At 39.9% G+C, this 24,677-nt stretch carries 25 protein-coding genes; 23 read left to right on the forward strand and 2 right to left on the reverse strand.

What is annotated here, in order from left to right; genetic code table 11:
• Positions 1 to 35 precede the first annotated feature (35 nt).
• The 23 genes from B9T28_RS06405 to B9T28_RS06515 all read left to right on the forward strand — a co-directional run bounded on the left by B9T28_RS06405 (position 36) and on the right by B9T28_RS06515 (position 22,766).
• Complete coding sequence (locus B9T28_RS06405; RefSeq protein WP_086203120.1) at positions 36 to 497, forward strand: DUF2280 domain-containing protein; 462 nt, start codon at positions 36 to 38, stop codon at positions 495 to 497.
• Positions 497 to 1,951, forward strand: a complete 1,455-nt coding sequence (locus tag B9T28_RS06410) for a phage terminase large subunit family protein (protein ID WP_086203121.1) — start codon at positions 497 to 499, stop codon at positions 1,949 to 1,951. The genes B9T28_RS06405 and B9T28_RS06410 overlap by 1 nt, the downstream gene beginning before the upstream one ends.
• On the forward strand, positions 1,948 to 4,176 hold the full coding sequence (locus tag B9T28_RS06415) for a portal protein (protein ID WP_086203122.1): 2,229 nt from the start codon (positions 1,948 to 1,950) through the stop codon (positions 4,174 to 4,176). Before B9T28_RS06410 ends, B9T28_RS06415 begins: the two co-directional genes overlap by 4 nt.
• A gap of 1 nt (position 4,177) precedes the next feature.
• Entirely contained in the window at positions 4,178 to 4,990 is an 813-nt protein-coding gene (locus B9T28_RS06420) for a hypothetical protein (protein WP_086203123.1), read from the forward strand.
• A gap of 12 nt (positions 4,991 to 5,002) precedes the next feature.
• Positions 5,003 to 6,235, forward strand: coding sequence for a P22 phage major capsid protein family protein (locus B9T28_RS06425; protein ID WP_086203124.1), 1,233 nt, complete (start codon positions 5,003 to 5,005; stop codon positions 6,233 to 6,235).
• Between the two features lie 63 nt (positions 6,236 to 6,298).
• Complete coding sequence (locus B9T28_RS06430; protein ID WP_086203125.1) at positions 6,299 to 6,784, forward strand: hypothetical protein; 486 nt, start codon at positions 6,299 to 6,301, stop codon at positions 6,782 to 6,784.
• Between the two features lie 2 nt (positions 6,785 to 6,786).
• Positions 6,787 to 7,401, forward strand: a complete 615-nt coding sequence (locus B9T28_RS06435; RefSeq protein WP_086203126.1) for a hypothetical protein — start codon at positions 6,787 to 6,789, stop codon at positions 7,399 to 7,401.
• Positions 7,394 to 9,355, forward strand: coding sequence for a packaged DNA stabilization protein (locus tag B9T28_RS06440; protein ID WP_086203127.1), 1,962 nt, complete (start codon positions 7,394 to 7,396; stop codon positions 9,353 to 9,355). Before B9T28_RS06435 ends, B9T28_RS06440 begins: the two co-directional genes overlap by 8 nt.
• Positions 9,356 to 9,392: 37 nt before the next feature.
• A complete protein-coding gene (locus tag B9T28_RS15215) occupies positions 9,393 to 9,593 on the forward strand; it encodes a hypothetical protein (protein WP_086203128.1) in 201 nt (66 codons plus the stop codon).
• Positions 9,590 to 10,222 (forward strand): hypothetical protein, encoded by a 633-nt coding sequence (locus tag B9T28_RS06450; protein ID WP_086203129.1) that lies wholly within the window; start codon positions 9,590 to 9,592, stop codon positions 10,220 to 10,222. Before B9T28_RS15215 ends, B9T28_RS06450 begins: the two co-directional genes overlap by 4 nt.
• Positions 10,219 to 11,187, forward strand: a complete 969-nt coding sequence (locus B9T28_RS06455; RefSeq protein WP_086203130.1) for a hypothetical protein — start codon at positions 10,219 to 10,221, stop codon at positions 11,185 to 11,187. The genes B9T28_RS06450 and B9T28_RS06455 overlap by 4 nt, the downstream gene beginning before the upstream one ends.
• 115 nt (positions 11,188 to 11,302) lie before the next feature.
• On the forward strand, positions 11,303 to 11,773 hold the full coding sequence (locus B9T28_RS06460) for a hypothetical protein (protein WP_086203133.1): 471 nt from the start codon (positions 11,303 to 11,305) through the stop codon (positions 11,771 to 11,773).
• Positions 11,770 to 12,726, forward strand: a complete 957-nt coding sequence (locus B9T28_RS06465) for a hypothetical protein (protein WP_086203135.1) — start codon at positions 11,770 to 11,772, stop codon at positions 12,724 to 12,726. The genes B9T28_RS06460 and B9T28_RS06465 overlap by 4 nt, the downstream gene beginning before the upstream one ends.
• A gap of 12 nt (positions 12,727 to 12,738) precedes the next feature.
• Positions 12,739 to 14,148, forward strand: a complete 1,410-nt coding sequence (locus B9T28_RS06470) for a hypothetical protein (RefSeq protein WP_086203138.1) — start codon at positions 12,739 to 12,741, stop codon at positions 14,146 to 14,148.
• Between the two features lie 38 nt (positions 14,149 to 14,186).
• Positions 14,187 to 14,894 (forward strand): hypothetical protein, encoded by a 708-nt coding sequence (locus B9T28_RS06475; protein ID WP_143222599.1) that lies wholly within the window; start codon positions 14,187 to 14,189, stop codon positions 14,892 to 14,894.
• 118 nt (positions 14,895 to 15,012) lie between these two features.
• On the forward strand, positions 15,013 to 15,675 hold the full coding sequence (locus B9T28_RS06480; RefSeq protein WP_086203142.1) for a glycoside hydrolase family 24 protein: 663 nt from the start codon (positions 15,013 to 15,015) through the stop codon (positions 15,673 to 15,675).
• Between the two features lie 2 nt (positions 15,676 to 15,677).
• Positions 15,678 to 17,873: a hypothetical protein gene (locus B9T28_RS06485; protein WP_086203145.1), complete on the forward strand. Its 2,196-nt coding sequence runs from the start codon at positions 15,678 to 15,680 to the stop codon at positions 17,871 to 17,873.
• A gap of 34 nt (positions 17,874 to 17,907) precedes the next feature.
• Positions 17,908 to 18,816: a phage baseplate protein gene (locus B9T28_RS06490; protein ID WP_086203147.1), complete on the forward strand. Its 909-nt coding sequence runs from the start codon at positions 17,908 to 17,910 to the stop codon at positions 18,814 to 18,816.
• A gap of 43 nt (positions 18,817 to 18,859) precedes the next feature.
• On the forward strand, positions 18,860 to 19,138 hold the full coding sequence (locus B9T28_RS06495) for a phage holin family protein (RefSeq protein ID WP_086203149.1): 279 nt from the start codon (positions 18,860 to 18,862) through the stop codon (positions 19,136 to 19,138).
• Complete coding sequence (locus tag B9T28_RS06500) at positions 19,138 to 19,722, forward strand: lysozyme (RefSeq protein WP_086203151.1); 585 nt, start codon at positions 19,138 to 19,140, stop codon at positions 19,720 to 19,722. Before B9T28_RS06495 ends, B9T28_RS06500 begins: the two co-directional genes overlap by 1 nt.
• Positions 19,723 to 19,969: 247 nt before the next feature.
• Positions 19,970 to 20,494, forward strand: coding sequence for a Panacea domain-containing protein (locus B9T28_RS06505; RefSeq protein WP_086203154.1), 525 nt, complete (start codon positions 19,970 to 19,972; stop codon positions 20,492 to 20,494).
• Positions 20,495 to 20,515: 21 nt separating this feature from the next.
• Entirely contained in the window at positions 20,516 to 21,589 is a 1,074-nt protein-coding gene (locus B9T28_RS06510) for a hypothetical protein (protein WP_086203156.1), read from the forward strand.
• A 592-nt stretch (positions 21,590 to 22,181) separates the two neighbouring features.
• On the forward strand, positions 22,182 to 22,766 hold the full coding sequence (locus tag B9T28_RS06515) for a hypothetical protein (protein WP_086203158.1): 585 nt from the start codon (positions 22,182 to 22,184) through the stop codon (positions 22,764 to 22,766).
• A 149-nt stretch (positions 22,767 to 22,915) separates the two neighbouring features.
• Here the strand turns inward: B9T28_RS06515 and ruvB are convergent, their stop codons facing one another.
• Positions 22,916 to 23,920, reverse strand: coding sequence for a Holliday junction branch migration DNA helicase RuvB (gene ruvB, locus B9T28_RS06520; RefSeq protein ID WP_086203160.1), 1,005 nt, complete (start codon positions 23,918 to 23,920; stop codon positions 22,916 to 22,918).
• 18 nt (positions 23,921 to 23,938) lie between these two features.
• Positions 23,939 to 24,541 carry a Holliday junction branch migration protein RuvA gene (gene ruvA / locus B9T28_RS06525; RefSeq protein ID WP_086203162.1) on the reverse strand — a complete coding sequence of 201 codons (603 nt, stop codon included), beginning with the start codon at positions 24,539 to 24,541 and terminating at the stop codon, positions 23,939 to 23,941.
• Between the last annotated feature and the right edge of the window lie 136 nt (positions 24,542 to 24,677).

The following is a 24,677-nucleotide window of genomic DNA, read 5'->3' on the forward strand; positions in this document are numbered from 1 at the left end:
GATCTTGCTATACGTAGCTATACAAAGAGGTGGTTATGGCAACCCTAAAAGAGCCTGTAAAAATATTTATAGTTCAAGCTCTTGCATGCCGTGACACCCCTCAAGAAGTTGCGGAACTTGTTAAGCAAGAATACGGAGTCAAAATTGAACGCTCACAAGTAGCTTTATACGATCCAACTAAAGCAGCAGGGAAAAATCTTTCTAAAAAATTCATTGAGCTTTTTAATGAAACACGTAAGAAATTTGATGAGGGTCTGATTGATATTCCAATCGCAAATAAACATTACCGCATGAGAAAGTACGACAAGCTCCTTGAAAAAAATGCAAAAAACACCGTGATGTCACTTAGTATTCTCAAACAGGCTGCTGAGGATATAGGTGGGAAGTATACCAATCGGCAAGAGATTACTGGTAAAGATGGTCAGCCATTAATGAGTATTTCTGATGCTGAATTGGACAAGAGAATTAAAGAGGCTGAAGCCAAAGCGAGACAATAATGACTAGAGAAGAAAAAATAGCTTATTTAGCATTATTGGAAGAAAAAAACCGCAGGGATGAAACGTATCAATACAAGCATTTTGGTGAAAAACTTTACCCATTTCAGCGCGATTTAGTTCAGTCCACATCTAATTATTCACAAGTCATGCTTATGGCTGCAAACCGTGTCGGCAAAACGATGACAGGCACGTACATCGATACGATGCATGCCCTTGGTCATTATCCAGATTGGTGGGATGGACACACGTTTAATCACGCGCCTTTAATTTGGTTGCTTGGTTATTCAGGTGAAAAGATTCGAGATTTATTACAAGCGCCTATCTTTGGTCGTCGTATCGAGAATGAGTGGAGAGGTGGGTTGATCCCGCCTGAGTATATTCTTGAGCATGAATCAATGACTGGCACACCGAATGCTATGCGTACCGTATATGTGCGTCATGGTGGTGGCGGTGATGTTCAATATCAAAGCTCTAAAGTTCAGTTATGGTCATATTCGCAAGGCCAACACGCTTTAATGGGTGACTCAGTTGATTGGTACCATATTGATGAAGAACCAAGAGATCAGCAGATTTTCCCACAAGTCTTAGTTCGTACAGCAACAGGTGATCAGGGGCTTGGTGGTCGGGGTATTTTGACATTTACACCTGAAAATGGTCGTACTGAGTTGGTTGTTCAATTCATGGATACACCATCAAAAGGGCAGAAGTTAATTACAGCAGGTTGGGATGATGCACCACACTTAACAACTGAAGTTAAAGAGACGCTTTTAGCTTCATTTCCTGTACATCAACGTGATATGCGAACCAAAGGTATTCCAATGCTCGGTCATGGTCGTATTTACGATCTGAGTGAGGATTTTGTGACATGCGATCCATTTGATATTCCTGACCATTGGAAGGTGATTGATGGTATGGACTTTGGTTGGGATCATCCTCAAGCGCAAATTCAGTTAGCTATTGATATGGATACTGAAACAATTTATGTGACACATGCATGGAAGCAAAGGCATGTATCTCCAAATGATGCTTGGGGCGCAACTAAGTTTTGGTCGAAAGATGTACCTACGGCATGGCCTTTGGACGGATTGCAAACTGAAAAAGGTTCAGGAAAACAGCAAAAGGCTTATTACAAAGATGCTGGGTTCAAAATGCTGAATGAGCATGCAACATGGCCAGATGGTTCAAATGGTGTAGAGGCGGGATTATTTGAAATACTTGACCTTATGCGAAAAGGTAAATTTAAGGTATTTAAAGGCTTGAGAGTTTGGCTTGATGAGTTTTTACAATATCACCGCGATGAAAAAGGGCGAATCTCCAAGACAGGCGATGATGTTTTGGATGCAACGCGCTATGCATACATGATGAGACGATTTGCGATTTCAAAAGGATTGGTTGGGAAATCAAAAACCAAATCTCCACCTCCACCACTTGCAACAAGGACAACATTGTCATGACAGATAAGACAGAAAAAGACACTGATATTCTTGAGCGTGTGCGTACGTTGTGCGACGAAGCGGAGGATTATTGGCAAGATAATTACAAAATGGGAAAGGATGATCGTCAGTTTGTGACCATTGATAAAGAGCAATGGAGCGAAAAAGACCGTAAATCTCGTGAAGCTGCAAACATCCCAACTTTGACCTTTAATGTGCTTCGGACGTATTGCAAACAGCAAATCAATTCAGCTCGACTCAATCGACAGCAAATCAAAGCTGAACCAGTCGATGATATTGCAGATCCAGCGGTTGCAAAAATCTTTAACGGATTACTCCGTGATACTGAAATTACCAGTGGTGCGGATAATGCTTATGATGCAGCGGTGGAGGGGGTGGTTTACGGTGGAATAGGTTTCGTCCGTATTCATGTTGATTATGTTTCTCCTGATAGCTTTCAGCAAGAACCTAAAATACTCACCATTCACAATCCAGACTCTGTTTTTCTAGATCCATTGAGTAAAGAATTAGACGGCTCTGATGCTCGTTATGTGGTTATTAAAACTTGGCTACCAAGAGCAGATATTATTGATCAGTATGGTGAGGATGCTGTAAGTGATTTTGATGATTCAACTCAAAATAGCGACTGGCTTAATCATGCTGATAAAACGGTATGTGTTGCTGAAATGTTTGAATTGCAACGTAAATCCAAAACACTATATTTGTTAGTGGATGGCACAACGACCTACGATGAACCCAAAGATCCATCACTGATTGAGAATCAAAGGGAGAGCTACGAGGAAAAATGCTGGTGGTATAAACTGACTGGCTCTAAGGTTTTAGAGAATCGTGAATTTATTGTACCGATGATACCTATCATCCCTGTATATGGTGATGTGACATGGGATGGTGAGAAACGCTATGTCTATTCAATGGTGCATTTTGCGAAAGATCCTCAAAAGCTTTATAACTTCTGGAAGTCGTCAGAAGCGCAACAAATTTTAGAAGGGTTGCGTAAGCAATATCTAATATCGGTTGAAGCTTCTCGTGATTTAACTGAATGGGCCAATCCTAACAATTATCAGGTATTGCGCTATAACCAAATTAATGATGAAAGTAATTTACCCTTAGCTCCACCTCAACAATTACCTGCATTGACTGCGCTCAACGGCATTTTAAATGCAGCAGATGGGGCAAAACAAAGCATTGAGCAGATTCTTAATATGCAACCTGCAGCGATGGGGAGCGATGAAAGAGGATTATCAGGTAAAGCAATTGGTATGTTGCAACAACGTGCAGATGTTAGTCATTTTCACATCACTGATAATTTGAATAAATCGCTTGCTCAAGTTGGGCGTGTGCTGATTGGGATTTATCAAAAAGCATATTCAGTGCAAATGGTAAAACGTATCACAGGTGAAGATAACAAGACGGAACGCGTGCAGATTAATGCGCCCGCACCGATGCAACAGGACGGCAAACAGATTGACGGCATTATTGATGGCATTTTGAATAACTTAACGGTTGGTCGTTATGATATTCGTATGTCGACTGGCCCAAGCTTTATTAGTCAACGTCAAGAGAATAAGCAAGCACTTACAGAGTTATTGCAATTTGTTCCACAGATCGGTCAAGTCGCACCAGACTTACTGCTTAAAGCGTTTGATGATGGCAATATGCTTGAAGATATTGTTGAGCGTATCAAAAAATCACTAGATCCTAGATTAACGCAAGAAGGTGAGGGTGATTCGCAAGTGCAAGCTGTTGTGCAACAGTATCAGCAACAAATGCAGCAGCTTCAGCAAGCATTACAACAAGCTCAAGCACAAGTTGAAGATAAGAACGCGGAACGTCAAGCTAAGTTTGAGATTGAGAAACTCAAAGCAGAAACAACACTTGCAGTAGCTCAAATCAATAATGTAGCTAAAGCTGAACTTGAAGAGCTAAAAGGTGCAATCAATTTGATTCTGCAACACATGCAACCACCTGAAGAATGGCTTGATACAAATTCCCAGAATCAGTCACCACCACCCGAACAACAGTTTCATGAAGAACCGCCACCAGGCGGTTTTTTTACGCCTGAAGAAGCGCAACAGCAAATGCCTGATCAGCAAATGTTGGGGCAACAGGCACAGCAACAAAATAACGCACCCAATGACGGCCAGTTTGGGATAGATGCGCAAAACATGGCTGTAGATGAACAAAATTCCGAACTTGACGGTTTTCAAGGCATAAGTGAGCAATGATATGGAAAATATAGAGCAATCAGCAGAACAGACCGAATCAACCGCAGCACCTATTGAAGCAGAGCAACCGCCTGAACAAACTGAAGGTAATGGTGAAGGTGGAAGTGAGGTTGAATTAACAGAAGAACAGCAAGCTGAAGCCACAAAAAAGGCTGAGGAAGAAAAAGCCGTTCATCGTCAAAAAACCATTGATCAGCGCTTTGCAAAACTGACTTGGGAGAAGAATGAAGCAATTCGTGAAGCCCAAACATTACGCGAAAAATACGGAACTGCTGAACATAAAGAGCTTAAAGCACCTGAACTGCATGATTTTGAGTCTGTTGAAGATTATGCGAATGCTTTGTCAAAGTATCAGCAAAGCAAAGCTGAGCAAGACTATAACAGTCGTTTTGAACGGCAACGTAGTGAACAGTTGCGTCAAGCTCAAGCATTGACGCTTTCTAACGCAGAAGCTGAATTTAAAAAGACGCATGCAGATTATGTGCAAGTCGTTCAGTCATTAGTGCATCTAAGCGGGGGAGAATTACCCGAACAGCTCAGTATTGCTGTATTAGAACTTGGTGATGCGGCACCTGCAGTGCTTTATGAAATTGGTAAAGACCCTGTTGATTTTGTTGAATTACTCAATATGTCACCTATGCATCAATTGATGAAAATTGGTGAAGTCCGTGCATCACTCAAAAACATTCCTAAAATCCCAAAAACCCCCAATGCTCCTGCGCCAGTGACTCCACCAAAAGGTGGGGCAAACTCAAAAAAAGATCCGTATAAAGGCTCTGATGATGAGTTTCTGCGTAGTCGTGGCTTAGCTTAAGGTAATTAAAATATGACTGGAAATAAAGTTTTAACTCATGATGTTGTAGCAAAAGAAGCTGCGGCAATGCTGATTGAAGAATCGGTATTTATCAAATCGATCAACCGTGGCCGTGAACAAGAATTCGAAAAAGATAAAGCCGGCTATAAAGTGGGTGAGTCAGTACGAATCAAGATTCCACCCATTCCTATTGTGACTGAAGGTAAAGAATATAGCAGTGAAGATGCGAGTTTAAACGCGCAAGAATCATCTCGCATTTTGAAAGTAGACACTCAAAAGCATGTCTCTTTGCAATTTGGGGCTGCTGAACAAGCCTTAAATTTGACTCAATTCAAAGACCGCTTTCTAAAGCCTGCAATTCAATCATTAGCCACGGATCTTGATGCAGACTTATTAAAACGTGCAATTGTGACCGTCAATAACGGTACTTTGATTGGCGCAAATGAAGCCTCACCTTTAGCTCCTTTTGGTCGCGCTCGTGAAATGCTTGCACGCTCATTAACACCTACAGCGGGTCGTATTGCATTACTGTCATCTGAATTTACCAATGGCATTGTTGATACCTCAGGTACTTTATTTAATCCCAATGCTGAAATCGCCAAGCAATATAAAGAAGGCTATGTGGGTCGTGCGCGTGGTTTTGACTTTGTGGAGTCAGAGCATATTTATCGTCAAGAAAATGGTAAGACATCTGGCATTACCGTGAATGGTGCAGGTCAAACAGGCGGTACATTGACCGTGGGTGGTTTGTCCAATGGTGATGAAATCAAAGCAGGTCAAGTATTTACATTGACAGGCGTTGAAATGTTGCATCCATTGACCCGTAAGTCTTACGGAAAATTGATGCAGTTTGTTGTACTTGAAGATGTGACTGCAGGTGGAGCGACAGCAACTTTAAAAATCTATCCTGAAATTACACCCAATGCGATTGGTGCTAATAAACAAGCCAATGCAAATGTATCCGCATCGGCATTGAATGGGGTTGCACTCGCGTTTATCGGTGGTGATGATGATGTAATTGATCAAGCGCTTTGTTATACCAAAGATGCATTTAGCGCTGCCTTTGTCCCGTTAAAGGTACTTGCAGGTTGTGAGGGCTATGCATTCAACACCGAAACCATGGCATTGCGTGTGCAAACAGGTGGTAACTGGGTCAGCGATTATGAAGGGACACGTATCGATGTTCTTTATGGTTTTACCATGGTCCGTGGTAATCATGCGGCTCGTATTGGTCGTATCGGCTAATCAATCAAATCGATGACAACACATGCCCCTGAAATGGGGCGTTGTCATTTTTGGAGTATATAAATGCGTGAATTTCCAAAAATGCTGTATTTGGGTACAACCCAAGCGCATCAGCATGAAGTTGCACAAAATCAGGATCATGAAGCTGAGTTACGTGAACTCGGTTTCGTTGATTTTGCTGAATTGGCAGATGAAGTAAATCAAACTGAAGACTACATCAAAGATATGAGAACAGGTAAGCCTAAAACTGTTCTTCAAGGCGACTATGATCAGGTGCTCGCAGAACGTGATCAATTCAAAGCTGAAAATGATGACCTCAAAGCCCAGTTACATCAAGAGCGTGAAGCTAATCAGCAGCTGCAGCAAATCATTGACTCTTATCAGCCTGAGCCAACAATACAAGCTCAAACAGTTGCAACAGATTATAAGGATCTAACCTCAGATCAACTTCGTGTAATGCTTGATGAAAAAAAGATTAAGTATTTAGCGCGTGACAATAAAGACACGCTGATTGATTTGTTGACTCAACCCACTAAGACAGAAGAATAATCATGAAAGTCCGTGAACTTGTCCACGCCTCCGCACGTATTATTGGCATCGTTGCTTCAGGTGAAAACATGACTGATGCCGAATTGAGTGATGCAGTATCTGCTTTAAATATGTTGTTGGGGCAATGGTCAGCTTCACGTGATTATGTGTATTCAACGCAAGACATCGTTGTTCAATTGGATAATGGCAATCACTTTTATGAAGTTGAAGCGAATCTAATTTCTAACGAAGCCAAGCTTGATGGCCAAGATATACGTATCTATCGTGATATTGCTCAGAATACACCTGCAAACGCTATCACCTTTAAGAAAATACTCAATGGTTATGAGCTAAATATTCCGCAAAAAATAACAGGGCAATTAACGATTCAATCTTTGATTTGTCCTCAATTTCCACTCAAAGCGCTTGATGATATTACAGTACCAGATGAGTATTTCCGCGCAATTAAATACGCTTTAGCAATTGAGCTTGCTCCTGAATATCAATTACCCATAACAGCAGATATTCAAATGCAGTATCAACAAGCCATGCGGATTATGCATCGGGCGCAATCAACTCCAACGCCTGTCAAACCTGATCCAGTCATTATGGGTATTAGTCGAGGACGCTATGATTAAACTTCCTTTGGTTGGTCCCGCATATAAAATGCAGTCTCAAAGCATTAGTTGCCAAAACTGCATTAATTGGTATCCGCAGACGATTGAATATCCAAACGGTTCAAGGGTGGCAGCATTGATGCCTACGCCTGGTCTAAAAAAGATATTTACGGGTGATGTAGCAGCGACTCGTTGCCTGTATGTTCTATCAAATGGTGCATTGCTGGCCGTGATAGGTAAAAAGCTATATCACAGTAAAACAAATAAATTTGATTTAACGGAAGTTGGGTCGATTAGTGCATTAGGCACTGTGCGAATTGCAGATAACGGTCAAGTGGCATTGATTGTAAATGGTACCTATGCTTATGTACTTGATCTAAAAAAATTAGAATTAACGCGTTTGTCGGGTTCAACCATTCCACGCTCAACCCATGTCTTATTCTTAGATGGGCGCTTTGTTGTGAATAAAGCCAATACAGGGCAATTTTATTGGTCTGATTTATACAGCACAAAAGTGAATGCATTATCTTATGCAACGGCTGAATCAACCCCTGACAACATTACTGCAATTATTAATTTTAATCGTGAGTTGTGGCTATTCGGTGCGCAAAGTATTGAGCGATATTATGGCACTGGATCAAGTAATTCACCTTTTTCTAGGCTATCAGGCGGTGCAATGTCTTTTGGTTGTCTTGCTCCTGACAGTATTGTTTCCTTAGCGACTGGTGTGATTTGGTTGGGGGTGAGTGAGTTTGGTGGCAATCAAATTGTGATGAGTGGAGGTGGTATTCCTGAGCGGATATCGACCCATGCACTGGAAGAAGAAATCTCTGCATTGACCAAGACTGCTGATGCTTTAGCTTATGCCTATCAAATTGAAGGGCACGTTTTCTATGTGATTTCGTTCCCGTCCGCTAATGTGACCTATTGTTTTGATGTATCGACAGGGCTTTGGCATCAACGCTCGTTTACCAATCCTCAAGGATTACATGAGCGTCATAGATCTCAGCATCATGCTTATTTTAATAATATGCATATCGTTGGAGATTATCGAAACGGCAAACTATACCAACTCGATAACAATACATTCACCGATGATGGTGAATTGATTTTAAGAGAAAGAACAGCTCAAGCGGTAATTACTGACAAAAAAATGACTCGTTTTAGTAAATTGGAAATTGTGTGCGAAACAGGGTTTGGTACTGAAGTGATTAAGAATATACCTAATCCTGAGCCCGTAGGATGTGAAGGTTCAATCTCAACATGCACAATTGGTACTCTTACAAATGGCGGTTATTACAAAATTTTTGTGAATGATGTTGAGATTTTAGAATCAAATAGGTTGTTTAGGGGGGGGGATTGGGCTAGGTCTTTATCTAAAATATTGAAAGATGAGTTTAATGTAGTTCTATTACCACTTAGATTAGATTTAAGTGTATCAACTGATCCTTTTTTTAATGATGTTGAAAATGGACGTTTTGAAAATAGAAATAATAGTTATGTCAAAATTAGAATTGTGACTATTGATGCTTCAGCTATTAATCAGCAATTTGAACCTTTAAACGGTTCAATGCAACTCACACCTAGACCAGAAGAAGGGGCTTCTTTTTGTTTATCTCCGTATAAATTTGTTCCGATTTCATGTACTGGCGCAACACAAAGCATTGTATTTAATCCTAGCCCCGAATTTACGGGGGAGATCGACTGGACAATTGAGTTTGATGGAAAAACATATAATTTAGGTAAGGTATGGCAAGGCGACATTATTGGTCAAATGCCTGATGATATTGCTAGTAAAATTAGAACGGATTGGGATGGTTTTTGGTCTTTAGATAATCTTACATCTGAGCCGCATCGTTTTAAATTAACGCCAATGCCTAAACCACCTTTTGATCCAGTACAAGGTTGGACCAATAATCAATCACTGGTGATTGAAGCAGATGGATCATTTTCTTTCTGTCTAGCAGGAATTTAGCCACCTTCGGGTGGTTTTTTATTGTCGGGAGAAAAGTATGGAACCACTTTTACAGCTGAATTGGTCAGATGATAACGGCCACACTTGGTCTGATACTCGCCTGATCCCACTGGGTAAAAAGGGAGAATATCGTAAGCGAGTTATAGCTCGTAGACTTGGCTCAGGTGTAGATCGTGTCTTTCGTATCCGTTGCTCAGAACCGATTAAGATCGTCATCATTGAGGGATTATTAGAATGAATCAAGGTATCCCTACACGTGACATGATGGTCAATCAAAATGGTCAGATTACTGCAATCTGGCTTATTTTTTTTGAACGACTCTATTCGATCTATTCGAATGCTAGTGAAGGCAATGCTGAAGCGTTTATACAGATCAAAGAAATCGCAAATCAGGCGCTTGAGCTTGCCCAACAAAATCAATCTACTCATGATTCTCAGCAGAAACAAATCGAAAAATTACATAAGCTCGTTACTGATTCGGTAGCTGGTTTTGCTACAACTCAGGATCTTGCAACGAGCAACAAGCGAATTGATCAAACTGAACATGATATTCAGCAATTGCAAAAAGCTTTGGAGAAGTTGAAAGCCACTTTGAAAGATTCTCAAAAAGAAACCAAAGATAAACTTTCAAACCTGCAAGAACAAATAAATAACATCACCCTGAACTATATTCTTGAAGCACCTATTGATGGCAAAACCTATGGGCGCAAGGACTCAGACTGGTCTGAAATCGTGGTAGTGAATCTATCATTTCCATTTTTTTTGTCTGATGGTGTACGTCAAAACATTCCACTCACAAGTGATTTTCAGTTGCCATTTTTCTTGTCTGACGGCACACAACAAAACATTCAAATGGTGGTAATATGACAATTCCCTTAAAACATAGACCCGATGGTTTAGGTGAGTTCGAGAACGGTGATAAATTAGCATATGAATTTGGGGGGACCAATTCAAACTCACTGGCTGAAGCTCAAGAAAATTTAGGGATCAATGCCAAAGCGAGTCTTGAGTATGTGGACAACGGCTTAGATACAAAGCTAGATAAAATTGATTATATTCAGCACTTTCGGGGGGTGTTTAGCAGCTTTGCCGCACTCACAGCAGCACTACCAATCGCACTCGATGGTGACTATGCTCATATTGACAGTGGTAGTGGTTTTGATCGAATGGTTGCTATATTTGATACCGATGATAGTACGTGGAAAGTCAGTGCTGCGAATGTTGGTGCGAACACAGACGAAGTGCCAGAAGGATCAATCAATTTATATTTTAAATCCAAACGTGTTTTAGATACTCCCTTAACGGGCTTAACTAATCAGCCTGCGATGGAGCTTGCTGCAACGGATAAAATTTTAGAAGCCATTGGAAAATTACAGGCTCAGATTCATACAAAAAGTAATGCAGGGCCAGTTGAGTGGGTTGATGCTGTAAATGTCTTTAAAGCAGGAACCTTAAATGCATTGGTTTTAAGTGCCACAGTGAATGGTACGGTTGTGCCTCTCCAATTTGCAAAAATAAATGGGATGCTTTGGATTAAGGGGTGTTTCACTACAAATACAACTGTGGATGCAAATAGGTACTACGGTGAATTAATAGATTCATACAAAATACAAGCATATAAAGTTGGATCGCAAACTGAAGCTGTACCCATTAACACAGAGAGTTTAACCACCACAAACACAGGGCGTATGTATATCCGTTCTTCTGCAGTTTTATTAAATAGTTCAGATGCGAGTTCAGTGACACAAGGGTTTAGATTGGCCACAGGTGATCTTGCGAACAACTTATCTTATAAAATCTTTGGATGCCTTGGGGTGTTAGTTACACTTTAAACACTTAGCCTGAACATATTTTATAAAGTGCCAATACCACTTAAATAACATACGAAATCGCCAACTTAATGCTGGCGATTTTTTATTTTCTAAAAGCAATAAGTAGGAGTTAACTGTGGATTTATTCAGTTCTTTAACTGGTTCAGATGTAGCTCAATCAACCCAAAATGAACCACTCGACTATTTCAAGAAGGCACTTGAACTGCAAAAACATCTGCTTGAATTTGAACAAGTGGATATTCCAGTAGAGCATCATTTTGCACCAGGTAATTATGCGCGTGAATGCTTTTTACCTGCAGGTTCAGTGGTAATTGGAAAGGTACATCGGCATGCACACGTGAATGTCATTTCCAAAGGCAAGGTAACGGTTGCAACGTCAGAGGGTATCCGTGATTACGAAGCGCCAATCACCTTTATTAGTGAACCCGGAACCAAGCGTGCTTTGATCGTTCATGAAGATACTGTTTGGACGACGGTACATCCAACAGATACGCAGGATCTCGCATTGATTGAATCTGATGTGATTGTCCCTGAAAGTGAAGTTGAAGCATTTATATTAAGCTTGAATCAGGAGAAAATCGCATGACATGGGTAGCAGCAGGAACAGCCGCGGTATCGATTGGTAGTAGTCTGTATAGTGGGAATAAGGCAAAAAAGGCGGCACAGCAAGCAGCTGCAGCCCAAGCTGCGGCAGCAAATAAAGCAGCAGGTCTTCAAAGCGAAGCATTCACTAACTCAGGAAAATTACAATCAGATGCAGCTTTAAAAGGCTCAGGGCTATTGAGTCAAGGGTATCAGGATTCAAACCGCAATTTAACAGAAGGGTATGGACAAGCTAACTCGACATTAACCAGTGGTTTAAATTCTGCACTAAAATTTCAACAACCTTATGCCAACTTGGGTACGCAGGCGAGTGGGTTGCTGTCAAAAGGTTTAGAGGATGGCAGTTTGACACGTGGTTTTAATATGTCAGATTTTAATGCTGATCCCGGTTATGCATTCAGAAAGCAGCAAGGTATGGATGGGATTCAATCGAGTGCTGCAGCAGGTGGTGGCTTGCTCAGTGGTGCAACCCTTAAAGCCTTAAACGGCTACAACAGTGATCTTGCAAGCCAAGAGTACCAAAACGCTTACAATCGCTTTGGTAATGATCAGGCGAATGCATTTAATCGATTATCTTCCACTACGCAAATAGGTCAAAGTGCAGCCAATAATATGAGCAATATGACGTATAACAATGCATCTAATATTGCTGGCAATCAAACCTCACTTTCCCAATTAATTTCGCAAGGTTTGCTCGGCTCTGCGAATGCCAATGCTGCAGGGATAACGTCATCGGCTGGATTTAATGCGGATGCACTGGTGAATTCAGCGAATGCAAAAGCGCAAGGCCTATATAACGCAGCAGGTGTCAAAGCGAATAGTACGATCCAACAAAGTAATATCAATAATCAGATGCTGAGTGATGTGATTAAAAGTGGATCATCTGGTATTGGTGCTTTAGTGGGTCGCTATGGTGGTGGTGGAAAAACTTCTTAAGGTGTATATATTATGGCGACTCACAATCCAATCCCGACTTATTTCAATCCTGAAATTGCACCAAGCTATAAAGGCACTTCCTTTGAAGAAATAGCCAACTCGTACAATAATGGTCAGCAGTTTAGCAATCAGATTCAGCAACAACAGCAACAAGGTATTCTTGCGCAGTTGCTCGCTAAGAACACTGGATCAAATGGCAGTGTAAACCTCGACAATGTTTTGCAAACTGTTCAATCCAACCCAAATCAATCTTATCAACCTGAAATGATCAATACGCTTTCGGGGTTAATTCAGCAAAAAAGAGCTGCAGAGATGAAAGCTCAGCAGGATTCTATTAAATTTGATGCGGATACAAACAAGACCTATGCTGAAACAGGGAAGATAAAACAAGAGGGATTGGGTAAAGGCCTTGAAAATAGTGAAAAGAAATTCGGTGCACTGAATCAAGTTTGGCAAAGTGCAGCATTAACAGGCAATAAAAGTAATGTCCTATTGGGGCTAAATGGAGCGGTTAAGGCAGGATTGATTGAGCCTGATGCATTTGATCAGCAACGCCAAATTATTGATTTAATGACCCCTGAGGAGATTAAATCTTACGCTTCAGGTATTAGTTTTGGTGGTGCTAAAGATCCTGCAGGTATACTTTACCAAACAGCCAATAATGCTGCGGATAATACGACAAGCTCTGCAAATAATGTTCGAACAACCAATGCATCCATTTATGGAACTAATGTCGGTGCAGATACAGCTGATAAAAACCGAGCGCAGCAGGGGCAGCAGTTTGAGCAGGACTATGCACTAAATCAGCAAAAAGCTTATTTTGAGCAAAACAAACCTATTGATTTTCAGACAGGTAATGATGGTTATCAGTATGCTGTTTATGCGAATGGTAAGGGGGTGCGTGTGCTTGGTGGTGATGGTCAGCCGATTAAAGTACAAGCTAAAGGTAATGGTGCAATGTCTGCAACAGCTCAAAAAGAATTATTTGAGACTGCTGATGCGGTAACCGCTGGAACCAATGCAATTTTGAATTTGCAAGATGCCCTGAAATATAGTGCAAAAGCTTATGATGGCCTTGGGGCTAAACAAAGAGCTTCAGCACGAGGAATGCTTGGTGGAGGTAGTGAAGAAGCAACAGCAACTGCAATGCTTGATAATATTGTAACTGGTAATGCTCTTGAGATGCTTAAAGCTACTTTTGGTGGTGCACCAACCGAGGGGGAGCGTGCTATTTTGCTGCAGCTTCAAGGTTCTGCGAATATGCCTAGGACGCAACGCGAGGCAATTTATACGCGTGCTCTACAAATGGCTGATGCTAGAGTTAAATCCAATCAAGGGAAAGCTGAGAGTTTGCGTAATGGCAGCTTCTTTAGGAGTTCAGTGCAAGCAGTGCCTCAAAATACATTCAATCTTTTTGATTAATTTGTATGCTATATTTCCCTCATTACGGTGGGGGATTTATGAAAAATATATCAGCTAAAAAATATCAGTTTTTATTGATTTTACTTTTATGTGGAGGTGCGCATGCAAATATTTATACACCCCACCAAACAAGTGTTTATATAGTTGAAAACCCAAATAAACTTGTGTATACAAGTCCAGATCTAGATAAAATTGGTGTTTCTCAGCAAGATTTAGCAAAGAGTTTTCAGGAAGGTCAGGAACTTTCAAATACCATTAATGCGCAAAGGCAAAGAAAATCTCTTGAAAAAATATTAGCAAAAAATACGTTATCAAATGGTGATGTTGATTTAGTTGCTGCTTTGGCAGACGCAAGAAAAAGTTCTAACGAGAATGTAAATATTATTGCTCGAATGATTAGAGAAGATACTTACAGCAAACAACAAAGTAAAATGCAAAGTGAAAAAATAGAAGCTGAAAGCAGATTAAATGAAGCTAAAATTAATTTGCAAAATGCAAAAAATGAGGAAGTACTAATTACAGCTCATTTACCACCAAAAATGAATAGTATTGCTGAAAGAAAAAAAGAAGAGAAAGTGTATATTGAACATATCTCTGATAATTTATATAAAATTGATGATGGTCGAATTATAAAAACACAATATTGCCACGAATATGTATATTCAGAAAAAGCCCTGATTATTAACACTAAGCTAATTTTTAAAAATGGAAAGAGTTGTGATATCGAAAAAATAGTCGATATGTAAATATAAAAAACATCATATGTTTTTTATATTTATTTGCTTGTAATACTATAAAATTTATTGATGCATATACAGCATAAAAAACCCACTTTGGTGGGTTTTTTATTGCATGGAGAAAAGCATGACAACACTCGCGGAACTACAACGAGCACTTGAAAATCCAAATGCTAGAAAAATGTTGAATCTTATTGCGGCTTCAGAAGGAGTTAAGCACGGCTACAACACGCTTTTTGGAAATCAACAATTCAATAATTTAGGTGCTCACCCAAACATACGTAAGGAATTTACACAAACCGACGGACGTAAAAATTACACCACAGCAGCGGGTCGCTATCAGTTTTTAAACGACACATGGGCAGGGTTAAGAAATCAGTATGGATTCCGTGATTTTTCACCTCAAAACCAAGATTTAGGCGCAATAGCTTTAATATCAGGGCGTGGTGCTTTAAATGATGTTTTAAAAGGAGATTATAGAAGTGCCATCCTAAAGTTAGGTCCTGAGTGGGCATCTCTACCATCCTCAACATACAAACAAGGTAAGCGGTCTTGGGATTTCGTGAATAAGCAATTAGGACGGGATGTTGGGGGTGCTAGACAAACGCAGCAGTCGAAACAACAATTTTCACCAAATTTTATAGATTTAAAAAGCGTAGGTATTCAACAGCAGAATAAAGAATACCAACCGCAAATGGTGGATCTAGAAGCTGTTGGGATCGGCAACAGTAAGCAAAATAATTCATTTCAACCTGAGTTAATTGATTTGAAATCAGTCGGGATTGGTTAAATATGTCTAGTGAACAATTAAAAGCATTTATCACAAAAGAGAGAAATGCAGGAACCTCAGATATTCAAATTTTTAATAAAATGCTCGATACGCCAGCTTTTAAAAAAGGTATTGAAAAAGGTAATAGTCATGGTCTATCAAACAGATCAATTGCAGAAGGTATAGGATTAAAACTACCTGAGCGCAAAGCGGTAGATTTAGAAGATACCAAACGACAAGGTACGCTTGCGGAGGCAAAAAAAGAGGGTAAAACCAAAGCATGGGAATCTGTGCTACTAGGATCATCTGACCTTGGTGCTGGTGTTTTGCAGGGTATTAATTATGCTGCTGATGGTTTGAGTGGTGCTATTAATAAAGCGACAGGTACAAATTTAGATACCAAGTCTTATGATCGTTTTACTAAACAACGTAAGGATATTGAGGATTTTCATAATGCAAGTCGTGAAGCAAACGACCAGGGTTTTGATTGGGCCCGACTCGGTGGTCAGATTGCATCAACAGCACCCATGGCAGCATTGGGGCGTGGTTATCAGGGAGCCAAAGTCTTATCGGCTGCAGGTGCAAAAGTTGCCAGTCAAAACGCTTTAGTAGGTGCTGGAATTGGTGGGGCTAGTTTCGCAAAAGATGCAGATCAACGTATTGCCAATACTGCTCTTGGTGCTGTAGGTGGTGCAGGCGGTGCTGCTATTGGAGAAAAAATTGGGCAAGGTGTGGTTAAAGTCGCTCAAGGTGTAAAAAATCAATCCGCAAAATTATCAATCGAACGCACCAATGAAATTCTACGCTCTATTGATAGCAAGCTCGATGGCGCTCTACAGCAAAGCGGTATGCGGTTGAGTGAGTTATCCGATGAAGTAGCTAATGGCTTACGAACAGAAGCTAAAAAAGCATTACTGTCTGGGAAAGTCTTAAACGCTGAAGCTGTTGCACGTAAAGCAGCCTTAGATCAGGTTGGTATTAAAGGCACACGCGCTCAAGTCACTGGCAATGCAAAGCAATGGCAACAAGAAGCTGAACTTGCAAAATTACAGGGTGCAGGAGACGATCTACGTGAAAAGCTTGTTTCTGACAATACCAAGCTAGTTGACTTGCTTGAGACGGAAGCTCAAAAAACGGGTGGTCGTTCAATTGATAACTATGGCGTAGGTCGTGATAGCGCTGAGTCACTTATGGGACAATATAAGCAGAATAAGCAATTTGTTCGTGAGGCTTATGCTGCTGCGAAAAATGCGAATGGCAATGATGTATTAATTAATGGTCAAGGCTTCTCAAACGATGTATTTACCGCATTAGATGATAAGGCCCTAGCATCTTTCCTACCTGCCGATATTCGAAATATTGTGAAGCAAATTAATGACAATCCTAGTTACTTCACGCTTCGAAAAGGCGAAGAATTAATCAAGGTGTTAAATGGTCACTACAAGACATCTATGCAAATGGGTGAGCCTACCGCAACAACGAATGCGCTTGGAGTGGTACGTCAAGCCTTACAAACTCGCCAAGATGAAGCTTTACAAGGATTGTTGTCAAATGGCGGTAATGATGCAGCTCAAGCATATAGTTTTGCTAGAGAAGCATATAAAGCTAATTCGAGCCTTAAAGCCCAGATACCAATGCTACAAGACGTTTTAAAGCAGCAGTCTAAAGGTAGTGTGAACTACGATGATTTGTATAAAAAGCACATATTAAACGGTAAAATTGAAGAGCTTGGCCAGACTTTTGATGTGCTTAAAAATACTAATCCACAGGCGATAGCAGATATTCAGCAAGAAGTGATTAAGGATATTTCTGCAAAAGCTATTAATTCGAATGGCAAATTTAGCCCAGCAGGAATGAAGAACGCACTTGATGCCCTAGGTGATCGAAAGCTGAATGTGATATTTAGCTCTGACCAAGTGAAGCGACTCAAAGATATTCGACAAGCTGCGGATTATTCAATCACTCAACCGCCACATTCTTATGTAAATAACTCTAATTCTGGGTCAGCTTTATATAACCATTTTATGAGTCTACTAAAACTTCCTGGTGCAAGAGTTCTTTTAAGTTCTGTAAAAGATATTCCTGACAGTATGGCCGTTTCTAAAGCAATGAAACCAACGATTGCAGGAGAAGCCATGCCTTCCCAAGGAAATCAAGACTTGATTGATAGATTGACGCGAGCAGGCTTAATAACTGGCTCAAATCTACCCAAACAATAGCCGCCGAAAGGCGGTTTTTTAATGCAGGTACAAAATGACAGCATACCCATTAACACCTGTGCGATTTCGAGCTTTTGATAAAAATGGACAACCATTAATTGGTGGTCAAGTTTTTGCTTATGAAGCTGGAAGCACAACCAATGAAAAAGATACCTACTTAGATAAGGGGATGGAAAGTTTAAATACATGGCCTGTCATTCTTGATGATACAGGCAGCGCATCGATCTATGTATCAGGCGATTACTTTTTTCAGATTTTGGATGCAGAGGGTAATTTAATTGAAGAGGGAGACGGTATTGCAGATGCTGAATCCATTGCACAAGCATTGATTGATGGTAATTCAGGAGGCGCAAACAATCTTGAGCAGCGAGTTACGGATCTAGAGTCAGCAAGAGATGAGCACACGGATCAAATAAATGAGCTTATTGATACAACTGATGACCTACAAGAACAAGTTAAAAATGAAGTCGAAAAAGATCGGGATGCAGCAATTAAAACAGCCGTTGATGCTGCTAAAAAAGCATTGGTAGAGGCATTCGATGAAAAGTTGACTGAGGTCGCTGAAAGCCTACAGATTCAAGTTGGCGATATTTATATAACGCTAAACTCTACGAGTCCAGATTCTAAGCTTGGGTATGGGACTTGGGAGCTAGTCTCGCAAGGCAAGGCAATTGTAGGATTATCGAATGCATCTATTGATCCAGCTTGGACAAAAATTCTAGGTGGTTCATTCGGAGAGTTTCAGCATACTTTAACTGTAAGCGAACTACCGCCACATAGTCACGCTGTTAGCTTTTCAACAAACTCAGCTGGCAGTGGCACCCTTGATGGTAAGTCTAGTGGTGCGAATGGGTCAAACCCGTCAGAAGAGACAGGGGGGGGAGAGCCGCATAATACCGTACAACCATCCATGGTTTTTGCCATTTGGAAAAGAATATCCTAAACACCGAAAGGTGTTTTTTTATTGCCAAAAATAAGGGGTTAATATGCAAGAGCATGAAAAAACAATACTTACATTAATTGCAATTGGGGGGCTCATTGGTATGAGTCGTCTGTTGGTTTCAAATGAGCCTTTATCCTGGAGAATGATTGTAGGTCGAACCATTTTAGGTTCAGCAACATCAACCATTGCAGGTATAGTGCTGATCCAATTTCCTGATTTAAGCCCTATTGCACTTGTGGCGATTGCCTGTGCATTGGGTATATTAGGCAGTACATTCATTGAAGAGTATTTAAAGAAAAATGCCAATAAGTGGGGTGGGTGATGAAGACTATATTTGATTTCTTAAGAAAGATCAGCGGTGGCAAGCTCACTCAAAAACAGGTGGATGCAGCTAATAGCGCAATCGCCACAGCTTCAGATACTGTAATTTCAAACATGCTGGGCATTGCCATAGATGAAATGTCGGTGAGTAAAGCCGGTATTGAAATGATCTGTGGCTTTGAGGGGAAGCGTCTCGTTGCCTATGACGATGGCGTGGGAGTCTGGACCATTGGTTTTGGCACCACGATTCATTCAAATGGGATCCGTGTTAAAAAAGGCGATACTTGCACTGAAGCACAAGCCAAAGCGTATATGGCGCATGATTTAAAGAAATTCGAACAAGCTGTAAATGATGCTGTGAATGTACCTTTAAATCAGAATCAATTTGATGCGTTAGTCTCACTGACTTATAACACTGGTGCAGGGGCATTTAAGGATTCGACTTTACTTAAAAGACTCAATGCAGGGGACTATCAAGCTGCTGCTAATCAGTTCGATGTGTGGGTGAAAGCTGGTGGTAAGACGATGCAGGGTTTGGTGAATCGACGTAAAGTTGAAAAGTTACTGTTTGGTAAACCTATTTAATAGGCTTTTAAACATAATCACTCCCATCAATGTTCTATTTTTGTGGAACTTTTATGTTCCACAGTGTTGCTTATTTATCGCAAATGCTATAATTTGAATAGTAATAAAAGGTAAGAATAGTCTTGCCTTTTGTCGTATCTATATTAAGGAATATAAAATGTACACCGTCACTGATTTTCGACAATGTTGATCCTTAGTTTTCTATTTCTAAGTTCTGTTGATTTAAGTGTTTTATGTGGGGTGCGCTATGAATAAAAAAATAACAGCAATGGATATTGCTAACTATATTGTAGAATTAGTAAACAATAATGCAGCTATGAAGGGTATTTTGACGCCTATTAAATTACAAAAAATTTTATATTATGTATATGTAAATTGCTTAGTTAATCGCAACGAAAAGCTGTTCGAACAACCAATTGAAAAATGGAAATTTGGACCAGTTGTTAGTTGTGTTTACCATAATTTTAAAATGTTTGGTACGGGGCATATAGACTCTACGATTTCAACATTTGAGCTTTCTGATCAAGAAAATGGTGGATTTTCTTTTAAGGAAATTAAGTTTAATTTAAATATCCTTGCTTTAAAGCCTGAAGTTCAAGAGGAAATTCATTCCACGGTCAAAGCCTTAATAAATGAAAAGCCTTTTGATTTGGTTGAAAAAACTCACAAGGAAGACCCTTGGAAGCTTTTAGAATCTCGCATTCTTGCTGGAGAAAGAGGTTTGGTTTATACAGATCAAGAAATCAAAGATCATTTTGTGAATAAATACTAATAATTTTAGGCAGGGTTAGTTTTGGATGCACAGACCGATATACTTAATATTTTTGTATTTCGTTTAATTTCTAGCCCTGCTAATGACGAAGCTATACAAAGTTTAATAAAAATTTTTGAAGAGGTTATTGTTCAAAAAAGATGCTTACCAAACTTTGATATTCCCTATGAAGATATTACTGAGCTAATTTATGACTATTCACAAGAGATTAATCTTGATGAATTAGATTTAATGATGGAGGAACTAGAGGGGCGTTATCAACAGCAGCATCCTTATTTAGAAGGTGGACAAAAACACCCTAATCACAAGTGTCTAAGTAAGTTCAGAAGACATATCTATTTAGCTGCAACTCAAAAAAATTACATTAAAAAAGTTACCCAAGAAGAAGCTAAAACTGCACGTAATATCGCACACTCTGCACAAGAAATAGCAAATAAAGCGGAAAAAGCATCAGGTAAAGCAGAAAAATTAGCACAAAAAGCAGAGGACTTAGCGAATGAAGCTGATGCACAAGCCAAATCAACTATTGCAAACTATATTTCTATTTTAGGTATTTTTGCTTCAATTATCTTTACTTTATTTGGTGGGGTGAATTTGATTGGTGCAACAGTTAAATTGCTAGAGGCTAACTCTAGATGGCCTTATTTAACATTTATCATTGCATTACTAATGATTTGCTTACTCACATTATTAAACATGATGGTGAAGTGGATTGGATCAATAAATAACCTTAAAGGAGCCTTGGATAGGTTTAAATCTGGTAACCTTATTAGTGATGGCAGTACTCCACCGAAACAAAATTTCTTCCAAAAATATATAGGATTTGGTTTTTATACCCGGTCAATCTTGATTTTATCCTGTGTTCTGGGGGGAAGTATGATTGGTATGTACAATGTCACAAAAGAGAATACTTTTAATTATTCGACAGAAACTACAACCAAAAACATACCTAAATCTGAAGTTCGGAACGATAAGAAATCTTTTGAAAAACCTGATCAAGATATTGATGATAACCCTGATATTGAAACGACTGTAGTTAGTAAATTTTCTCTATCAAATGCACCCAAAGATACTGATGATAAAAATAAAGATTAATTAAGCTTGATAACAAAATCCTCTTTCGGAGGCTGTTTTTCATGGACAAAATTTATGGATGAAAAAGACTATTTTTCAGTAACCAAAAAGAAGCTTTCTCATGCTGCGCAGCGCATCTGATTAATATCAATGTGAATGTAGGAATATGTGTGAAAGCTCTCTAGGTGAGAGATTTTTTATGAAAGTAGACTCATTGTAGACTTTATGCTTGTTGTTTATTGGTGTGAGTTATTGCGGATTATTGCATAATCTAAATAAAAACATTAATAATCAATTGTATGTATTGTTTGTTATGGTGTCTTATTGTCAGTTATTGCGAAATATTAATCATGCGGTAGAATTTGGAATTCAAATTTGTTCGCCATGATGCTGTTCCATTTCTTGCTTAGATTGTGTGATTTGAGCAGCTTGCTTGGCTAGTTTTGCAGGTGAATGCTTTTGAAAAATAGCTAAGAATCAAGTGCTGTAATGGCTTGCAGTTTATCACACTGTTTTTTTTGTTAATTGGCACAAGGTTTCAAATACAATTTGAAGCTATATAAAATTATTGATGAACTGGATACACTCTGCTTGTTCTAGGGGAGAACAAGCCATGAATCGATATATAAAGTGGTTAATCGCACTGGCAATAGGCTATGCGCTGTGGTCATATTGGGCTGTACCTCATTCGGGTATTCAGGATTCAACTGATTATCAAGTGGTCAATGGTGTTGTACAGCACAGTGATCAGTTTGTTCTGACCAGTTTGGCGCCGTATGCAGGTGAGTTTCGTGTTTTGTCCAAAGAAAACTATAGCTTTGGGCGTGAAGCTGAACTCAGTCCAGTCGATTTTGCTTTAGGCTGGGATCGGATGGCAGATCCTGCGGTTTATAAGCACTTGTCAATTCGACAGAGTAACCGTTGGTATTATTGGCGGTATGAAAATGCACCGCCTATTCCTGTGCAGGAAATTCAAAGCCAAAGTGCTAATACGCATTTAATTCCTGCAACCAAAACCATCGCCAAACAACTGGCTCAAATTGATCAAGACGATTTGATTTATTTAAAAGGGCGGTTGGTTGAAGTCAAGGCTCAAGACGGATGGACATGGCGTAGTTCTCTCAGCCGTGAAGATACGGGAAATGGTGCATGTGAGTTGATGTTGGTGGAAGAGGTAAGAGTGATTTCTAAGTTGTAATGGAATTCTCTCCGTTTATTAAAGTTAAAGGAAACGTGTTAGAGAGAGTTTTTTAATGGTTAAATTTAAATCAATAAAATTTTAGAAGAAGATCCAGCTTTGAATTCATTATTTGAAATAAGCTCGTTTTACGAGCTTATTTCAGGTTGTTAACTTTTCGGCTCAGGTGGTGTCATGCCAAACTGTAAATACGCTTGATTGGTCGCAATACGTCCACGTGCGGTCCGCATGGCATAACCTTGCTGGATTAAATAGGGTTCAATGACATCTTCCAGGGTACCAGAGTCTTCTGCCATCGCTGCAGCTAAAGCTTCTACACCAGCAGGGCCGCCATCAAAACGCTCTAATAGCATACTTAAATAACGACGGTCTAAAGTATCTAAGCCATCTTTGTCGACCTTGAGCATGTCTAAAGCACGTTGTGCCATATCTTGCGTGATTTCCCCCGTACCTTTGACTTGTGCATAGTCACGAACACGACGCAATAAACGGTTGGCAATACGCGGTGTGCCACGTGCGCGACGTGCAATTTCTAAAGCACCGTCTGGCGTTGTAGGAAGATCCATTAAAGAAGCAGAACGCGATACAATATGAGTCAGATCTTCAACCGAATAAAACTCTAAACGCTGAACAATACCAAAACGGTCACGTAAAGGAGATGTGAGTAAACCAGCACGCGTAGTGGCAGCGACGAGGGTAAAAGGCGGTAAATCTAATTTGATTGAACGTGCTGCGGGACCTTCACCAATCATAATATCGAGTTGGTAATCTTCCATCGCTGGATAAAGAATTTCCTCAATGACTGGGGACAGACGATGGATTTCATCAATAAATAAAACATCACCTTCTTCAAGGTTGGTGAGCATGGCAGCCAAATCACCCGCACGTTCCAATACAGGGCCGGAAGTAGATTTTAAATTGCCACCCATTTCACGCGCAATAATATTGGCTAAAGTGGTTTTTCCTAAACCCGGTGGACCAAAAATTAAAGTATGATCCAGTGCCTCGCCACGGCCACGTGCCGCACCAATAAAGATTTCCATTTGCTCACGAACCACAGGTTGACCAATATAGTCATCCAAAGATGTCGGGCGAATGGCACGATCAAAATGATCTTCAGGTTTTTCAGAACCACTGATGATACGGTCTTGCATAAGTGTTTTAATCTATCTTTATTTGTTCATTGATTTAAGAGAAGCACGGATAATGTCAGCCGCTTCGGTGTAATCACCTTTGGCAGCAGCCACAATTTTTTGTGCCTCTAAGGGTTTAAAGCCTAAAGATTGTAAAGCCGCTTCAGCCTCAGCAACCGCAGAGTTTCCAATAAATTGAATTTGCGGAGAAGTAGAGTTTGCCAGCGTTGAGCTTGTCGCCATAGCTTTAAAGCGGTCACGTAGTTCAATCATTAAACGTTCAGCGGTTTTTTTGCCGACACCTGGCACTTTCACCAGTGTATTAATATCTTCATGTTCAACAGTATGAATCAATAGGTCGACACTTAACGTGGATAAAATACCCAATGCCATACGTGGACCTACGCCGTTGACTTTGAGTAAAGTACGGAAAATGGTTTTATCTTGTGGTTGTGCAAAGCCAAACAGTTGCTGAGCATCTTCACGAACGACCAAATGCGTCCATAACGTGGTTTTTTGACCTTTTTGTAATTGGCAAAATGTTGAGAGTGGTGTGTCAATTTCATAACCTACACCATTTACATTTAAAAGTACCGTTGGTGCTTCTAATGCTAAAACTTCACCAATAAGACATCCGATCATTGCATTTATTCACTTCTATTAAAGTTAAATCATTGAGCTCAATTTATAAGATAATTAAAACTCATCTCTAAATAATTAATTTTGTTGAGGGTATAACGAAGCAAGTAAAATTACTAGTTCAGAACTTCTGAGCATT

Source organism: Acinetobacter silvestris (genome assembly GCF_002135235.1).
Taxonomy (GTDB): Bacteria; Pseudomonadota; Gammaproteobacteria; order Pseudomonadales; family Moraxellaceae; genus Acinetobacter; species Acinetobacter silvestris.

What these genes read in the sequence shown, in the direction of transcription:
- B9T28_RS06405 (WP_086203120.1), top strand. Translation starts at nt 36, where the DNA reads ATGGCAACCCTAAAAGAGCCTGTAAAAATATTTATAGTTCAAGCTCTT.
- B9T28_RS06410 (WP_086203121.1), top strand. Translation starts at nt 497, where the DNA reads ATGACTAGAGAAGAAAAAATAGCTTATTTAGCATTATTGGAAGAAAAA.
- B9T28_RS06415 (WP_086203122.1), top strand. Translation starts at nt 1,948, where the DNA reads ATGACAGATAAGACAGAAAAAGACACTGATATTCTTGAGCGTGTGCGT.
- B9T28_RS06420 (WP_086203123.1), top strand. Translation starts at nt 4,178, where the DNA reads ATGGAAAATATAGAGCAATCAGCAGAACAGACCGAATCAACCGCAGCA.
- B9T28_RS06425 (WP_086203124.1), top strand. Translation starts at nt 5,003, where the DNA reads ATGACTGGAAATAAAGTTTTAACTCATGATGTTGTAGCAAAAGAAGCT.
- B9T28_RS06430 (WP_086203125.1), top strand. Translation starts at nt 6,299, where the DNA reads ATGCGTGAATTTCCAAAAATGCTGTATTTGGGTACAACCCAAGCGCAT.
- B9T28_RS06435 (WP_086203126.1), top strand. Translation starts at nt 6,787, where the DNA reads ATGAAAGTCCGTGAACTTGTCCACGCCTCCGCACGTATTATTGGCATC.
- B9T28_RS06440 (WP_086203127.1), top strand. Translation starts at nt 7,394, where the DNA reads ATGATTAAACTTCCTTTGGTTGGTCCCGCATATAAAATGCAGTCTCAA.
- B9T28_RS15215 (WP_086203128.1), top strand. Translation starts at nt 9,393, where the DNA reads ATGGAACCACTTTTACAGCTGAATTGGTCAGATGATAACGGCCACACT.
- B9T28_RS06450 (WP_086203129.1), top strand. Translation starts at nt 9,590, where the DNA reads ATGAATCAAGGTATCCCTACACGTGACATGATGGTCAATCAAAATGGT.
- B9T28_RS06455 (WP_086203130.1), top strand. Translation starts at nt 10,219, where the DNA reads ATGACAATTCCCTTAAAACATAGACCCGATGGTTTAGGTGAGTTCGAG.
- B9T28_RS06465 (WP_086203135.1), top strand. Translation starts at nt 11,770, where the DNA reads ATGACATGGGTAGCAGCAGGAACAGCCGCGGTATCGATTGGTAGTAGT.
- B9T28_RS06470 (WP_086203138.1), top strand. Translation starts at nt 12,739, where the DNA reads ATGGCGACTCACAATCCAATCCCGACTTATTTCAATCCTGAAATTGCA.
- B9T28_RS06475 (WP_143222599.1), top strand. Translation starts at nt 14,187, where the DNA reads ATGAAAAATATATCAGCTAAAAAATATCAGTTTTTATTGATTTTACTT.
- B9T28_RS06480 (WP_086203142.1), top strand. Translation starts at nt 15,013, where the DNA reads ATGACAACACTCGCGGAACTACAACGAGCACTTGAAAATCCAAATGCT.
- B9T28_RS06485 (WP_086203145.1), top strand. Translation starts at nt 15,678, where the DNA reads ATGTCTAGTGAACAATTAAAAGCATTTATCACAAAAGAGAGAAATGCA.
- B9T28_RS06490 (WP_086203147.1), top strand. Translation starts at nt 17,908, where the DNA reads ATGACAGCATACCCATTAACACCTGTGCGATTTCGAGCTTTTGATAAA.
- B9T28_RS06495 (WP_086203149.1), top strand. Translation starts at nt 18,860, where the DNA reads ATGCAAGAGCATGAAAAAACAATACTTACATTAATTGCAATTGGGGGG.
- B9T28_RS06500 (WP_086203151.1), top strand. Translation starts at nt 19,138, where the DNA reads ATGAAGACTATATTTGATTTCTTAAGAAAGATCAGCGGTGGCAAGCTC.
- B9T28_RS06505 (WP_086203154.1), top strand. Translation starts at nt 19,970, where the DNA reads ATGAATAAAAAAATAACAGCAATGGATATTGCTAACTATATTGTAGAA.
- B9T28_RS06515 (WP_086203158.1), top strand. Translation starts at nt 22,182, where the DNA reads ATGAATCGATATATAAAGTGGTTAATCGCACTGGCAATAGGCTATGCG.
- ruvB (WP_086203160.1), bottom strand. Translation starts at nt 23,920, where the DNA reads ATGCAAGACCGTATCATCAGTGGTTCTGAAAAACCTGAAGATCATTTT.
- ruvA (WP_086203162.1), bottom strand. Translation starts at nt 24,541, where the DNA reads ATGATCGGATGTCTTATTGGTGAAGTTTTAGCATTAGAAGCACCAACG.